The sequence below is a fragment of the Streptomyces sp. NBC_01775 genome (genome assembly GCF_035917675.1).
Classification (GTDB): Bacteria; Actinomycetota; Actinomycetes; order Streptomycetales; family Streptomycetaceae; genus Streptomyces.
In genome coordinates, this window is sequence record NZ_CP109104.1 from 1,309,042 (window position 1) to 1,323,770 (window position 14,729).

Here is a 14,729-nt window from a genome sequence, read left to right on the forward strand (position 1 = left end):
CCCCGCGCGGACGCCGCACGCGACGTGGCCCGCACTCCCGGCTCTCGCCGGAGTGCGGGCCACGCGCTGTGCTGCGGACCTGCTACTTGCCCGTGAACTTCTCGTACTCCTTGAGCACTTCCTCGGTCGGGCCGTCGAGCAGCAGCTCGCCCTTCTCCAGCCACAGCACCCGCTCGCACGTGTCGCGGATGGACTTGTTGTTGTGGCTGACCAGGAAGACCGAACCCGCCTCCTTGCGCAGCTCGCGGATGCGGGCCTCGGAGCGCTTCTGGAACTTCTTGTCGCCGGTGGCCAGCGCCTCGTCGATCATCAGTACTTCGTGGTCCTTGGCGGCGGCGATCGAGAAGCGCAGCCGGGCGGCCATGCCCGAGGAGTAGGTGCGCATCGGCAGGGTGATGAAGTCACCCTTCTCGTTGATGCCGGAGAAGTCGACGATGCCCTGGTAGCGCTCGGCGATCTCCTCCCGGGTCATGCCCATCGCCAGTCCGCCCAGGACCACGTTCCGCTCGCCGGTCAGGTCGTTCATCAGCGCCGCGTTCACGCCCAGGAGCGAGGGCTGGCCGTCGGTGTAGACCTTGCCCCTCTCGGCGGGCAGCAGGCCGGCGATGGCCTTGAGCAGCGTGGACTTGCCCGAGCCGTTGGAGCCGATCAGGCCGACGGCCTGGCCCTTGTAGGCGGTGAAGCTGACGCCCCTGACCGCGTGCACCTCGCGCATGCCGCTGCCCGGCTTACGGCGCACGATGCGGTTGAGGGCCGCCGTGGCGCTGCCCCTGCCCTTGGATCCACCGTAGACGCGGTAGACGATGTGCAGGTCCTCGGCGATGACCGTGGGCACCCAGGGGCCCGGGGTCTGCGCGGCCTCCGCCTCCGTCTTCTTGCCGGAGGCGGCGGCACCGCTCTGCTCGGTGTGCTCAGCCACGGCCATAACGCTCCTCCGCCTTCCAGAAGAAAACAAATCCGCCGACCCCGACCAGCACGGCCCAGCCCAGGGCGAGCGCCCACACGTGGGGCGGCAGCTCACTGGCGGGGTATTCGTCGATGAACGCGAAACGCATGAGGTCCATGTACACCGCGGCGGGGTTGGCCAGCATGATGTCGGTCACCCACCCCGGTGCGCCCGCCCTGCTCTCCAGCATGTGCCGCAGCGGGAACATCACGCCGGACGCGTACATCCAGGTCCGGGTGATGAAGGGCATGAGCTGGGCCAGGTCGGGGGTCTTGCTGCCCAGCCGGGCCATGATGAGCGCCAGACCGGTGTTGAACCCGAACTGGCAGGCCAGCGCGGGAATGATCAACAGCCATGACCAGGTGGGGAACTGCCCGAACCCGAGCAGGATGACGGCCAGCACGATCATCGAGTAGAGCAGCTGCTGAAGCTGCTGGAGCGAGATCGAGATGGGCAGCGAGGCGCGCGGGAAGTGCAGCGCGCGCACCAGCCCCAGGTTCGAAGAGACGGCCCGGACCCCGTTGAGCGCCGAGGCCTGGGTGAAGGTGAAGACGAACACCCCGGTGACCAGGAAGGGGATGTAGTTCTCGTCACCGCCCGGGACGCCCCGGCGGCTGTCGAGCAGGATTCCGAAGATGAAGAAGTACACCGCCGCGTTCAGCAGCGGAGTGGCCACCTGCCACAACTGGCCCAGCTTCGCCTGGCTGTACTGGGCCGTCAGCTTCGCCCGGGAGAAGGCGAGAATGAAATGCCGCCGCGCCCACAGCTGCCGCGTGTACTCAGGCAGCGAGGGGCGTGCTCCGCTCACCGACAGGCCGTACTTGGCCGCGAGTTCGGCCGGGGTCAGACTGTCGTCCGGCGACGGCGGAGGGGTCACGCCGACGGCACTGTCGTGGGTTGTCTCGCTCACGTTGGAAACTTTCGTCCTCACACTGCGCAAGTGGATCCGGAGCTGATGCTCTCAGATACGAGCCTGTCAGATCACGGGAGGGCGTCCGAGCCGCGTCAGACGCCATACCGTACGCCACCGCATGGGCCTGCGGGCCCCGGCCGGCGTGGTCCAGCCCTCCTTGAATCCGCCCAGCCACGCCTTGAGCGCGGGCAGCGAGGGGCGGCGGGCGAGAGTGAGCAACAGCCATACGCCCAGGTATACGGGCACAAGGGTTGCCGGGAGGTTACGCCGCGCGAGCCACACTCGGTTGCGGGCCACCATCCGGTGGTAGACCGCGTGGCGGCTCGGCGCCGTCGTGGGGTGGTGCAGCACCATATCGGCGCGGTATTCGATGCCCCAGCCCGCGTCGAGGGCGCGCCACGCGAGGTCGGTCTCCTCGTGGGCGTAGAAGAACTCCTCGGGCAGACCGCCGACTTCGGCCAGGACGCGGGTGCGCACGGCGTTGGCGCCGCCGAGGAAGGTGGTGACCTTCGAGGAGCGCAGCGGGTCGGAGGCGCGCAGCCGCGGGACGTGGCGGCGCTGGGTCTCGCCGGTCTCCGGGTCGGCGATACGGAAGCTGACGATGCCGAGCTTCCGGTCGGCTTCGAACGCCTCGCGCACCAGTTCGGCGGTGTCGGAGGAGGGAAGCAGCCCGTCGTCGTCCAGGAAGAGCAGCGCGTCCACCTCGGCGCCCGAGGGGCCGAACGCCTCGATCCCGACATTGCGCCCGCCGGGGATGCCGAGGTTTTCCGGAAGCTCGACCGTCCGTACACCTTCCGGCAGCTCCGGCAACGGCGCGCCGTTACCCACCACCACGACCTCGACCGGGTCGCCGTCCTGCTTGGCGACCGAGTCGAGCAGAGCGCGCAGTTCCTCGGGGCGGTTGCCCATGGTGAGGACGACGGCACCGAGTCGCATCTTCCCCTCGCCCCCCGTCACTTGAGCCTGCTGGAGGCGAGGATGGACACCAGGTGCAGCAGCGTCTGGAGGATCGCGATCCCCGCCAGGACCGCGACGCCGAGCCGGGTGAAGAACAGATCGCCACGGACCTCGTCCACGACCGCCAGCAGGACGATCAGCAAGGACGCCTCGATCCCGAGGACCAGCCGGTGGAACTTCAGCGCCGCCGCGGCCTTGCGCGCCAGCGCCATGCCGGAGGAGCGGGGCTCGGAGGCCGACTCCTGGACCGGCGGCAGCCCGCCCTGGTGGCGGGCGACACCGACGAGGTCGGACTCCGCCTTGATCAGGATGGCGCCGAGCGCCGCGAGGGTGCCGAGGAAGGCCCACAGCCAGTCCACCCGGCCCCCGCCCCACAGGTCGGCGGCGCGCAGACCGAAGCCGACCAGCACCGCCGCGTCGCACAGGTAGGCGCCGACCCGGTCCAGGTACACCCCGCCGAGGGAGAACTGCTTCTTCCAGCGGGCCACCTCGCCGTCGACGCAGTCGAGCAGCAGGTAGAGCTGGACCATCACCGCACCGAGGACCGCTCCGGGGATCCCCGGCACCAGCAGGGCCGGTGCGGAGAGGACTCCGGCGACGGTCATCACGTACGTCAGCTGGTTGGGCGTGACCCTGGTGTTCACCAGGTGCCGGTCTATCCGCAGCGAGATCTCGCGCATGTAGAGCCGGCCGGCCCAGTGCTCACCGCTTCGCCGGTCCTTCACCCCTGCGGGATGAACGACCGGCCGCAGTTCAGCTACCGATGGCTTGTGCATAGTCCGCGTACGCGTCCCTGATCTGGTCGGTGGACAGGTCGAGGTGTTCCAGGATCGTGTACCGCCCGGGGCGGGTCTGGGGGGCGTACTCGACGACCTTGACGAATTCGTCGGGGTCGAAGCCGATGTCCTGCGGCAGCACCGGCAGGTGATGGCGCCGCAGCACCTCCACCATCAGCTTCGCCGTGTCCTTGTCCCCGCGCAGATACGTGGCGAAGGCGGCACCGAGTCCGCACTGCTCGCCGTGCGGTGCCGCGCGCTTGGGGAAGAGCAGGTCGAAGGCGTGGTTGATCTCGTGGCAGGCACCGGAGGCAGGACGGCTGTCCCCGGCGACCGACATGGAGATCCCGGTGAGCACCAGGCCCTCGGCGAGCACCTGGAGGAAGCCGTCATCGCTGACGTCGCCCGGATGGTGCAAGATCGCCTCGCCGGCCTGGCGCGCCATGGCTGCCGCCAGTCCGTCGATGTCCTCGCCGCAGACCTCGTGCCCCAGCTCCCAGTCCTTGACGGCCGAGATGTTGGAGATGACGTCGCCGATGCCGGAGCGGATGTAGCGCTCGGGGGCCTCGCGGATGACGTCGAGGTCGATGACGACGGCGATCGGGTTGGGCACCCCGTAGGAGCCGCGCCCGGCGTCGTTGTCGAGGGTGGCGACCGGCGAGCACAGTCCGTCGTGCGACAGGTTTGTCGCGACGGCGACCAGCGGGAGGCCGATGCGGGCCGCCGCGTACTTCGCGCAGTCGATGATCTTGCCGCCGCCCAGCCCGACGACGGCGTCGTAGCGGCCGGACTTCATCGCGTCGCCCAGCTTGATCGCGTCGTCGATGGTGCCGCCGCCGACCTCGTACCACGAGGCGTTGGGCAGCTCGGGCGCGAACCGCTCACGCAGTGCGGCACCCGAGCCCCCGCTGATGGCGAAGGCGAGCTTCCCGTTGGTGGAGATCCGCTGATCGGCCAACAGGCCCGCCAGGTCGTCCAGCGCGCCGCGGCTGATGTCCACGACGACCGGAGACGGAATGAGGCGGGTCAGTACTGGCATGCGATCTCCCGGCCCTTGGCGAGGTCGTCGTGGTTGTCGATCTCGACCCACTTGACGTCGCCGATGGGGGCGACGTCGACCTTGAAGCCGCGGTTGACCAGCTCCTGGTAGCCGTCCTCGTAGTAGAGCTGCGGGTCCTTCTCGAAGGTGGCCTTGAGCGCGTCGGCCAGCTCGGCGCCCGCCTCGGCCTCGATGAGGGTGAGGCCGATGTACTCGCCGGTGGCCTCGGCGGGGTCCATCAGCTTGGTGATGCGCTGGACGCCCTTGTCGGGGTCGACGACGACCTTCATCTCCTCGTCGGCCAGGTCCTTGACCGTGTCGAGGGCGAGGATGATCTGCTGGCCGCTCCCGCGCGCGTCCAGCAGGGTCTTCTCGACGGAGACGGGGTGCACGGTGTCGCCGTTGGCGAGCAGCACGCCCTCCTTGAAGACCTCACGGGCGCAGTAGAGGGAGTAGGCGTTGTTCCACTCCTCGGCCTTGTCGTTGTCGATGAGGGTGAGCTTGACGCCGTGCTTGGCCTCCAGCTCCGCCTGCCGCTCGTAGACGGCCTCCTTACGGTAGCCCACGACGACCGCGACATCGGTCAGCCCGACCTCCGCGAAGTTGGACAGGGCGATGTCCAGGACGGTGGTCTCACCATCGACGGGCACCAGGGCCTTGGGCAGGGTGTCGGTGTAGGGACGCAGACGCCGTCCGGCGCCGGCGGCCAGCACGAGGCCGATCATGCGGGTTCTCCTGTTTCGTCGTGTACAGCGGGTGCTTGGGAGGACACCCAGAAACGGATGCTCTCGGTGAGCACCAGGGCCGCGATGACCACGGCGAGCGCGGTCAGCGCGAAAATGAAGCCTTGTGTGTGGCTGTTTCCACCCAGCCACAGGGCGGCGGCGATCGTGACCACCAGGGTCCTGCCCTCGTGTCCACCGACCGCCCGCACCAGCCATCGCGCGGGCGCACCCGTGCCACCGCGGATGCGGTACACCGCGTCGTAGTGATGGTAGGCGACCGCCGCGACCAGCCCGAAAGCCGCAGGAAGCGCGCCGTCGGCGGACGACCTGGCCGCGAGCACGAGGATGGCGCCGTATTCCGCTATACGGAAGAGGGGCGGGAGCAGCCAGTCCAGGGGGCCCTTGAGGGGGGACGTGAGGGCAAGGCCGGTGCACAGGATGTACAGCACCGCCGCGAGCACCGGCCACGGCCCGCCGAGCGGGGTGGCCCACGCGGTGGCGAGAATCACCGCGGTGGCGAGCAGGGCTACGGCGGGCGCACCGAAGCGCGGCAGGCGCACGGCGCGCAGTGCCCGGGCACACAGCTGCGCGGCCGGGCCGCTGTCGGTCAGCGCGCCGACGGCCTCGGCGGCGGCGTCGGTGCGCGGCGCCCTGCGGGTCAGCGAGCGCAGCAGCCGTCCCGCCGTGGTGTAGCAGGCCGCGAAGCCGCCGGCGATCAGCAGGACGACAAAGGTGATACGCGGCGTGGTCACGGCCGTCAGCACCGCGATGAGCGCCCAGCGCTCGCCGATCGGCAAAATGATCATGCGCCGGACCCACACGGTCCAGCCGGCGCTGTCCAGCCGACCCGAAAGCGCCGCCGTGGGACTGGTGTTGGTGCCCGTGGCCGGGCCTCCGGCGTTCGCCTCGTTGAAGGAGAAGTCGACGGTGTGCCGCGCCGTCATCAACAGCATCGCGCCGAGCGCCAGCGCCCACACGTCGTCGCCGCCCCGTGCAGCGCCGAGCGCGAGGCCCGCGTAATAGGAGTACTCCTTGGCGCGGTCGAAGGTGGCGTCCAGCCAGGCGCCCAGCTTCGAGTACTGCAGGTCGTAGCGGGCGAGCTGGCCGTCGGTGGCGTCCAGGACGAACGAGGCGATCAGCAGTACCCCGGCCGCGACGAAGCCGCCCCGCTCCCCCGTCGCCGCGCACGCCGCGGCGATGAGCGCGGTGATCAGCGAGGCCGTGGTGACCTGGTTGGGGCTCAGACCCCGGCGGGCGCACCAGCGGGCGAGGTAGCGGGAGTAAGGGCTGATACAGAAGGTGGTGAAGAAGCCGTCACGGGACTTCACGGCCGAGCGCAGCCGCACCCGCTCGTCGTCCACGGCCGTCACGGCGGACTCGGCCTCCGCGCGCGCCGCCTCACCGTCGGGGACGGTGGCGACCAGCACGCCCAGTTCGGGACGGTGGACCGCCACGCCCGCGGCTTCCAGTGCGTGCGCCGCCTCCTCGGGGCCGCCGGCCAGGCCCTCGGGCAGCGTCCGCCGTGTCCCGGGGGCGAGCCCGAGCACGCCCGGGAGGGCGGCGGCGTCGAAGCGGGGGTCCTTCAGCGCCAGACGCAGGGCGTGCTGGTGGCCGACGAAGCGGGGGTCGACAAGGGCGAGGCGTTCGTCGGCTGCCGCTGCTGTGAGCTGCGCCGCGGCCGAGGCCGCGTCGGCGGCCACGCGCACGTCGAAGCCGAGCGACCGCAGGTCGTCCTCCAGCGACGACCCGGCGACCGGCGGACCGGTGAGAATGGCGGTCGACAGAACGAACTCACTCCTTGGAAGCTGGCATACCCGCGCAAGGGGGGACAACTAGGGCAGCGGGCACAGCGCGCCATCGCCCGGCCGAGGGCTGGCGCGGCATGTCGGCAGAGAGTATCGGATCGCCGGAGCGGGCCTTCACCGAGCGTTCATCGCCCCGGTGTTGCCCGCGGAGCGCCCGCGCGCCCCAGCATGGTCGATCATGGGCTCGGGTCACAACCGGGGGGCGGATAGGGTTCGGGACATGACGTGGTTGATCACAGGCGGCGCCGGCTACATCGGCGCACATGTCGTCCGGGCGATGACGGCGGCCGGTGAGCGCGCCGTCGCGCTCGACGACCTCACCAGCGGCATCGCCGAGCGCCTCCCGTCCGAGGTGCCTCTGGTCCGCGGCTCCGTCCTGGACCGTCCGCTGCTGGAGCGCACGCTCACCGAGCACGGGATCAGCGGTGTGATCCATCTCGCGGCCAAGAAGCAGGTCGGCGAGTCGGTGGAGCAGCCGCTGCGCTACTACCGGGAGAACGTGCAGGGCCTGACCGAGCTGCTGAGCGCCGTGGCCGACGCGGGGATCCGCCGCTTCGTCTTCTCCTCCTCCGCCGCCGTCTACGGCATGCCGGACGTGGACCTGGTGACCGAGGACACCCCGGCCGTGCCGATGAACCCGTACGGCGAGACCAAGCTGGCCGGCGAGTGGCTGGTGCGCGCCACGGGCCGGGCACACGGGATGGAGACGGCCTGTCTGCGGTACTTCAACGTGGCGGGCGCCGCCGAGCCCGGACTGTCGGACACCGGCGTCTTCAACATCGTCCCGATGTACTTCGACGCCCTGACACGCGGAGTGGCCCCCGGAATCTTCGGCGACGACTACCCGACCCCGGACGGCACCTGCATCCGGGACTACATCCATGTGCGCGACCTGGCCGAGGCACACGTCGCGGCTGCCCGCGCGCTCGCCACCGGCGAGGAGACGGGGCGCGAGCTGACGCTGAACGTCGGCACGGGCGAGGGTGTCTCCGTGCGGGAGATGGCCGACCTGATCGCGGAGGTCACCGGCAAGCACGAGCCGGCGCCCCGGGTGCTGCCGCGGCGCCCCGGTGACCCGGCGCGGGTGGTCGCCTCGGCCGAGCGGATCCGTAAGGAGCTGGGCTGGCAGCCGCGCTTCGGCGTGCGGGACATGGTCACCTCCGCGTGGGAGGGCTGGCTGCTGCACCATCCGGAGGCTCGTACCCCGGCGCACTGAGCAGTCGGGGGGCGCCCTCGGGTGTGCGGAGTGCGCAGAAGTACTCACAATGCGGAGTCGGGGCATCAACTACGGCACACTGGATCACGCTGCCCACAGGCCCACATGAAGGATCAATATGGCGAACAGCTCAGCGGCCCCGATCATGCTCGAACTGGTCGATGAGAACGGGACGACGATCGGCACCGCGGAGAAGCTCTCCGCCCATCTGCCTCCCGGGCAGCTGCACCGGGCCTTCTCCGTCTTCCTCTTCGACGCCGAGGGCAGGCTGCTGCTCCAGCGGCGCGCGCTGGGGAAGTACCACTCGCCCGGAGTGTGGTCCAACACCTGCTGCGGCCACCCCTACCCCGAAGAGGCGCCCTTCGCCGCCGCCACCCGCCGGGTCGGGGAAGAGCTGGGCGTGGCCCCCTCGCTGCTGCGCGAGGCGGGCACGGTGCGCTACAACCACCCGGACCCGGATTCGGGCCTGGTCGAGCAGGAGTACAACCACCTGTTCGCGGGGCTCGTGCGCGAGGAGCTGCGGCCGGATGCCGAGGAGATCGCGGAGACGGCGTTCGTGACGCCGGAGGAGCTGGAGAAGCGGCACGCCACCGACCCGTTCTCCACCTGGTTCATGACAGTGCTGGACGCGGCACGGCCCACGATCCGCGAGGTGACGGGCGGTGCCGGCGGCTGGTGAGCGGCGGCCCGCTGGTGCGGGAGCTCACGAGAAGGTGCGGGAGGCCCTCACGCCGCGTGGGGCCCTGCCCTCGGCGTGGGGCGCAGGCCGGGGCGTCCAGTCTCAGCCGGGGGTTCAGGCGTCAGGTCGGGGCGCCAGGGGGAGCGCGGCCCAGATGATCTTGCCGCCCGCACTGGTCTTCTCCACGTCGCAGACGCCGCCCGCCTCGCCGGTGACGGCCTTGACCAGCAGCAGTCCGCGCCCGCCCGTGTTCCCCGAAAGCGGGTCGGCGTCCAGCGCCTTGGGGCGGTAGGGGTGGCTGTCCTCGACGGCGACCCGCAGCCAGCCTCCACCCAGAGAGATCTCCACACCGATCTCGGGCGAGAGCAGCGCGGCGTGCCGCACGGAGTTGGTGACCAGCTCGGAGAGGATCAGCAGCAGGCCCTCCACCGTGTCCTCGGGCACCGGGGCCGGCTGCCGCCGCAGCAGGTCCCGTACGGCGTGCCGCAGACGGGGCACCGACACATCCGCCGACGGTGCGGTGAAGCGCCAGGTGCCTTCCGGGGCGCGGCCCTCGGGACGGCCCTTGCCCTCCTGGCGGGCGGCGCTCTCGGGGCGCTCCGGGCGCGGCTCTACCCGCACGTCGTACTCCTGACGCTGGCGCTCGGCACGCTCCTGCACCGGCGTCGCGACCGGAGCGAGCCCTCCGGTGACCAGGGAAACGACTCTCCCCGCGCCTGGGGGAGCCTTGCTGACGACGCCGGACAGACGCCTACCGCGGCTCTCCATCTCCGCACCCCGCTCTCCTCGGTTGTTAAGCTTTCAAGCTCTCTGTGCATGAGCGTGCTTGCAGATGCACTTGCATCGAGTGTTGGTACTCCGAGGGGCTGGTCCGGTCCACTGACTGCAAGTCGGCACTTATCGATGGCAATTGACAGAAGACTTACGCACCGATCAGCTCTGTGACTGATCTTGCATCGCCCCGCTGCCCCTCCTGATCCCCTCGCGGGGCCTCCGCGGATACGATCACGCCCATGGAGCCGACTCTGCTCACCTCGCGGGACGACGCGGTCACCACGGACGGTGAGGACAGGGGCGCCGGTGTCGTGACCGTCACCATCCACCATCCGGAAAAGCGCAACGCCATGACTCCCGGGATGTGGCGGCAACTGCCCCCGCTCCTGAAGGACCTCGCGGCCGATCCCGGGGTGCGCGTGCTGGTCCTGACCGGGGCCGAGGGCACGTTCTGCGCGGGCGCCGACATCGGCTCCCTGCGCGGCACCGGAGCCACCGGGGATCCGGCCCTCTCCGCGGGCGGCGCCGCCGGGGAATCGCAGGCCATGGCGGTGGCGGCGGAAGAAGCGCTGGCCGGCTTCCCCAAGCCCACCCTCGCGGCCGTGCACGGCCACTGCGTCGGTGGCGGCTGCCAGCTCGCCGCCGCCTGTGACCTGCGGTTCGCCGCCGAGGACGCACTCTTCGGCATCACCCCGGCGAAGCTCGGCATCGTCTACCCCGCCTCCTCCACCGAGCGGCTGGTGCGCCTGGTGGGCCCGGCGACCGCGAAGTACCTGCTCTTCTCGGGCGAGCTGATCGACGCGGAGCGCGCGTTGCGGACCGGACTGGTCGACGAGGTGCACCCCGCGGACGAACTGGACCAAAGGGTCGCCTCTTTCGCCCGCACGCTGACGCGGCGCTCGGCGCTGACCCAGGCGGCGGCCAAGGACTTCACCGACGGGCACACCGACCCCGCCCGGCGCGCGCACTGGCAGCGGGAGGCCGCGGCCTGCGGCGAGGCGGCCGAGGGCGTGGCCGCCTTTCTCGAGCGCCGCCCTCCGCGCTTCAACTGGCCTTCCTGACACGGCTGTTCGCCACCCTTGGGCAGTCCGACGGGGACAGTCGCCGGGTGGACGGGGGCGGCGGGCAGACAGGCGGAGCCGCTCGTTCCCCTCCCCTTCAGGTCGCTCGTACCGCCCGGTAGCGTACGGGCATGACGTCACTCCCCGAACGCGCCGGGCGGCGCTGTCACAGTGCCCTGAACGCCCTGCACTCCACGCTGTACTTCTCACCCCTGCTGGGGAAGGAACTCGCGCCCTACGGCATCGACGACTCCCACGCGGTGAACCTCGCCGTGCGTGCCTCCCCCCTGGGCGCGGCGTCCGCCGGCACCGTGACGGCCACCTTCTACAACTACAACCACGCCCTGGTCGCCCGCTTCGTCCCCGAGGTGTGGGACTCCGCTTCCCCCGCGACCGTGCTGGCGGCGCGGCTGCGCGCCGTGGACGCCACGCTGCGGAACCTGCTGGGCGAGAAGGCCGTGGCCTCCGAGGAGATGGCCGAGGCCGCCGGCCTGGCGCTCACCGCGACGGAGGGCTGCACCCGCTCGGGCCGCCCGCTGTACGCGGCCAACGCCGACCTGCCCGTACCGCCCGTGGCGCAGGCCCCGCACCTGACCCTGTGGCACGCGGCGACCCTGCTGCGCGAACACCGCGGCGACGGACACATCACCGCCCTCCAGAACGCCGAACTGGACGCGCTGGAGGCCCTGGTGAGCCACACCGCCAGCGGCCGGGGGATGAACCCCACGTGGGTACTGCGCACGCGCGGCTACAACACGCAGGACTGGTCGGCCGCGCAGCAGCGGCTGACCGAGCGCGGGCTGCTGGGCGACGACGGCGAGCTGACCGAGCAGGGTGTCGAGCTACGTAAAACGCTGGAGGAGGAGACGGACCGGCTGGACCGTCGGCCCTACGAGCGGCTGGGCGCCGAGGGAGTCGCGCGGCTGACCGAGCTGGCAGGCGGCTTCGCACGCGCCGCTGCCGAGGCGGGCGCCTACCCGGCGGACCTCATCGGCAAGGGCTGACCAGCGGCTCGGCCAGGGCCGGCCGCCCGCCCGGCAGGGGCTGACCAGCGGCTCCGCCCGCTCCACGGCCGCCCCGCCTGCGCCGCGCTGTCGGACCCACCTGCCACAATGCATGCCTACCGGGGGACCACAGCACCGAGAAGGCGGAACGAACCATCGTGACGACGACCATCGAAGGCAGGATCGCCGAGGAACTCGGCGTACGCGAGCGGCAGGTCAGTGCCGCTGTCGAGCTGCTCGACGGCGGGTCGACCGTGCCGTTCATCGCGCGCTACCGCAAGGAAGCGACCGAGATGCTCGACGACGCGCAGCTTCGCTCCCTGGAGGAGCGGCTGCGCTATCTCCGGGAGCTGGAGGAGCGGCGCGAGACGATCCTGGAGTCCGTGCGCGGCCAGGGCAAGCTCACCGAGGAGCTGGAGGCGCAGCTGCGTGCCGCCGACTCCAAGGCGCGGCTGGAGGACATCTATCTGCCCTTCAAACCCAAGCGGCGCACCAAGGCGCAGATCGCCCGGGAGGCCGGTCTGGAGCCGCTCGCCGACGGGCTGCTCGGGGATCCGACGGTCGAGCCCTCGGCCGCGGCTACCGCCTTCGTGGACGCCGAGAAGGGTGTCGCGGACACCGCCGCCGCTCTGGAGGGCGCCCGCGCGATCCTGGCCGAGCGCTTCAGCGAGGATCCCGACCTGATCGGTGAGCTGCGCGAGCGCATGTGGGAGCGCGGACGGCTCGCCGCGAAGGTGCGCGAGGGCAAGGAGCAGCAGGGCGCGAAGTTCGCCGACTACTTCGAGTTCTCCGAGGACTTCACCGCGCTGCCCTCGCACCGCATTCTCGCGATGCTGCGCGGCGAGAAGGAAGAGGTCCTCGACCTCACCCTGGAGCCGGAGCCCGCCGGAGAGGACGCGGCGCAGGAGGGCCCCAGCTCCTACGAGCGCTCCATCGCGCACCGCTTCGACGTGCGCAACGAGGGCCGTCCGGCCGACCAATGGCTGGCCGAGACGGTGCGCTGGGCCTGGCGCACCCGCGTGCTGGTGCACCTGGGCATCGACCTGCGCACCCGGCTGCGCACGGCCGCCGAGGACGAGGCGGTGCGCGTCTTCGCCGCCAACCTGCGCGACCTGCTGCTGGCGGCCCCCGCCGGCACCCGCGCCACGCTGGGCCTGGACCCCGGGCTGCGTACGGGCGTGAAGGTCGCCGTGATCGACGCGACGGGCAAGGTCGCGGCCACGGACACGATCTACCCGCACGCGCCGCACAAGCAGTGGGACGAGTCCCTGGCCAAGCTGGCGGCCCTCGCGCAGACGTACGAGGTCGAGCTGGTCGCGATCGGCAACGGCACGGCGTCGCGGGAGACCGACAAGCTGGCGGGCGAGCTGATCGCGGCCAAGCCCGAGCTGAAGCTCACCAAGGTGATGGTCTCGGAGGCGGGCGCCTCCGTGTATTCGGCCTCGGCCTTCGCCTCACGGGAGCTGCCCGAGCTGGATGTGTCGCTGCGCGGGGCCGTCTCCATCGCGCGCCGGCTCCAGGACCCGCTGGCGGAGCTGGTGAAGATCGACCCGAAGTCGATCGGCGTGGGCCAGTACCAGCACGACCTGGCCGAGGTGAAGCTGTCCCGCTCGCTGGACGCGGTGGTCGAGGACTGTGTGAACGGCGTGGGGGTGGACGTCAACACCGCATCGGCACCGCTGCTTTCGCGGGTCTCGGGCATCGGCTCGGTGCTGGCCGAGAACATCGTCGCGCACCGCGACGGCAACGGCCCCTTCAAGAGCCGGGCCGAGCTGAAGGACGTCGCGCGGCTGGGCCCCAAGGCGTTCGAGCAGTGTGCGGGCTTCTTGCGCATCCGCGGCGGCACCGACCCGCTGGACGCCTCGGCCGTGCACCCGGAGGCCTACCCCGTCGTGCGCGGCATGGTGCGCGCCACGAGCACGGACGTGCCGAGCCTCATCGGGAACTCCTCCGCGCTGCGCGCGCTGGAGCCGAAGGACTTCGTGGACGACACGTTCGGCCTGCCGACGGTCACCGACATCCTGCGCGAGCTGGAGAAGCCGGGCCGCGACCCGCGTCCCGCCTTCCGTACGGCTGCCTTCAAGGAGGGCGTCGAGAAGCTGAGCGACCTGGAGCAGGGGATGGTGCTGGAGGGCGTGGTGACCAACGTCGCCGCGTTCGGCGCCTTCGTGGACGTCGGGGTGCACCAGGACGGCCTGGTCCATGTCTCGGCGATGTCCAAGACCTTCGTGAAGGACCCCCGCGACGTGGTCAAGCCGGGCGACATCGTCAAGGTGCGCGTCCTGGACATCGACGAGGCGCGCAAGCGGATCTCGCTGACCCTGCGGCTGGATGACGAGCCCGAGTCGGGCGGCGGCGCTCGGCGCGGCGGCGGACGCGACCGCCAGCGCGGCAGCGACAACCAGGGCGGCGGCGAGAGCCGGGGCGGCGGTGGCGCCCCCCGTCAGCGGCAGGGCTCGCCCAAGGACGGTGGCGGCAAGGGCGGCGGGCCCAAGGGCGGCCAGAAGAGCGGCGGCGCCAAGCGCCGTGGCGGGCAGGGCTCTTCCGCGCCCGCGCCGGGCAACAGCGAGATGGCGGAGGCGCTGCGCCGGGCCGGCCTGGCGTAGACCTCACCTCCCGGGGTGGGCCCGCGACCTCCCGGGGTGGGCCCGCGGTTGACCGCCGCAGGGCCCACTCCCCCGGTGACCGGGCCGCTGCTCGCCCCCGGTGACGGGCCGCTGCTCGGCCGAGGGAAGCCGAGCCAGGAAGCCGAGCCGAAGGACAACGGGCGGCCCCCGGGCGGGGGCCGCCCGCACGCGTTCACAGCCCGCCCGCGGTCACCTTCACAGCCCGCC

13 protein-coding genes are annotated in these 14,729 nt (G+C 71.3%); 5 read left to right on the plus strand and 8 right to left on the minus strand.

What is annotated here, in order from left to right; translation table 11 throughout:
- Positions 1–82: 82 nt before the first annotated feature.
- From OHB04_RS06200 to OHB04_RS06230, 7 genes are all read right to left on the minus strand, one after another.
- A complete protein-coding gene (locus OHB04_RS06200) occupies positions 83–925 on the minus strand; it encodes an ABC transporter ATP-binding protein (RefSeq protein WP_326686675.1) in 843 nt (280 codons plus the stop codon).
- Positions 912–1,856 (minus strand): ABC transporter permease, encoded by a 945-nt coding sequence (locus OHB04_RS06205; protein WP_326686676.1) that lies wholly within the window; start codon positions 1,854–1,856, stop codon positions 912–914. Before OHB04_RS06205 ends, OHB04_RS06200 begins: the two co-directional genes overlap by 14 nt.
- Before the next feature lie 66 nt (positions 1,857–1,922).
- Positions 1,923–2,795 carry a glycosyltransferase family 2 protein gene (locus tag OHB04_RS06210; RefSeq protein ID WP_326692609.1) on the minus strand — a complete coding sequence of 291 codons (873 nt, stop codon included), beginning with the start codon at positions 2,793–2,795 and terminating at the stop codon, positions 1,923–1,925.
- A 17-nt stretch (positions 2,796–2,812) separates the two neighbouring features.
- Positions 2,813–3,592, minus strand: a complete 780-nt coding sequence (locus OHB04_RS06215) for a CDP-alcohol phosphatidyltransferase family protein (RefSeq protein ID WP_326686677.1) — start codon at positions 3,590–3,592, stop codon at positions 2,813–2,815.
- Positions 3,570–4,631: an iron-containing alcohol dehydrogenase family protein gene (locus OHB04_RS06220; protein ID WP_326686678.1), complete on the minus strand. Its 1,062-nt coding sequence runs from the start codon at positions 4,629–4,631 to the stop codon at positions 3,570–3,572. The genes OHB04_RS06215 and OHB04_RS06220 overlap by 23 nt, the downstream gene beginning before the upstream one ends.
- Entirely contained in the window at positions 4,619–5,356 is a 738-nt protein-coding gene (locus OHB04_RS06225; protein ID WP_326686679.1) for a phosphocholine cytidylyltransferase family protein, read from the minus strand. The genes OHB04_RS06220 and OHB04_RS06225 overlap by 13 nt, the downstream gene beginning before the upstream one ends.
- The gene (locus tag OHB04_RS06230; RefSeq protein WP_326692610.1) at positions 5,353–7,140 is read right to left on the minus strand and encodes a DUF5941 domain-containing protein; all 1,788 of its coding nucleotides are present in this window, start codon (positions 7,138–7,140) and stop codon (positions 5,353–5,355) included. Before OHB04_RS06230 ends, OHB04_RS06225 begins: the two co-directional genes overlap by 4 nt.
- Positions 7,141–7,381: 241 nt before the next feature.
- Here OHB04_RS06230 and galE point away from each other — a divergent pair, with 241 nt between their 5' ends.
- Both galE and idi read left to right on the plus strand, forming a co-directional pair.
- Entirely contained in the window at positions 7,382–8,377 is a 996-nt protein-coding gene (galE, locus tag OHB04_RS06235) for a UDP-glucose 4-epimerase GalE (RefSeq protein ID WP_326686680.1), read from the plus strand.
- A 118-nt stretch (positions 8,378–8,495) separates the two neighbouring features.
- Entirely contained in the window at positions 8,496–9,056 is a 561-nt protein-coding gene (gene idi / locus OHB04_RS06240; protein ID WP_326806980.1) for an isopentenyl-diphosphate Delta-isomerase, read from the plus strand.
- Positions 9,057–9,170: 114 nt separating this feature from the next.
- Here idi and OHB04_RS06245 read toward each other — a convergent pair whose 3' ends face one another.
- Positions 9,171–9,560, minus strand: a complete 390-nt coding sequence (locus OHB04_RS06245) for an ATP-binding protein (protein WP_326692611.1) — start codon at positions 9,558–9,560, stop codon at positions 9,171–9,173.
- A gap of 509 nt (positions 9,561–10,069) precedes the next feature.
- Here OHB04_RS06245 and OHB04_RS06250 point away from each other — a divergent pair.
- The 3 genes from OHB04_RS06250 to OHB04_RS06260 all read left to right on the plus strand — a co-directional run bounded on the left by OHB04_RS06250 (position 10,070) and on the right by OHB04_RS06260 (position 14,501).
- Positions 10,070–10,891 (plus strand): enoyl-CoA hydratase/isomerase family protein, encoded by an 822-nt coding sequence (locus OHB04_RS06250; protein WP_326806981.1) that lies wholly within the window; start codon positions 10,070–10,072, stop codon positions 10,889–10,891.
- A 131-nt stretch (positions 10,892–11,022) separates the two neighbouring features.
- Positions 11,023–11,895, plus strand: coding sequence for an SCO6745 family protein (locus OHB04_RS06255; RefSeq protein ID WP_326686683.1), 873 nt, complete (start codon positions 11,023–11,025; stop codon positions 11,893–11,895).
- Positions 11,896–12,053: 158 nt separating this feature from the next.
- The gene (locus OHB04_RS06260; RefSeq protein ID WP_326806982.1) at positions 12,054–14,501 is read left to right on the plus strand and encodes a Tex family protein; all 2,448 of its coding nucleotides are present in this window, start codon (positions 12,054–12,056) and stop codon (positions 14,499–14,501) included.
- The last annotated feature ends 228 nt before the right edge of the window (positions 14,502–14,729 follow it).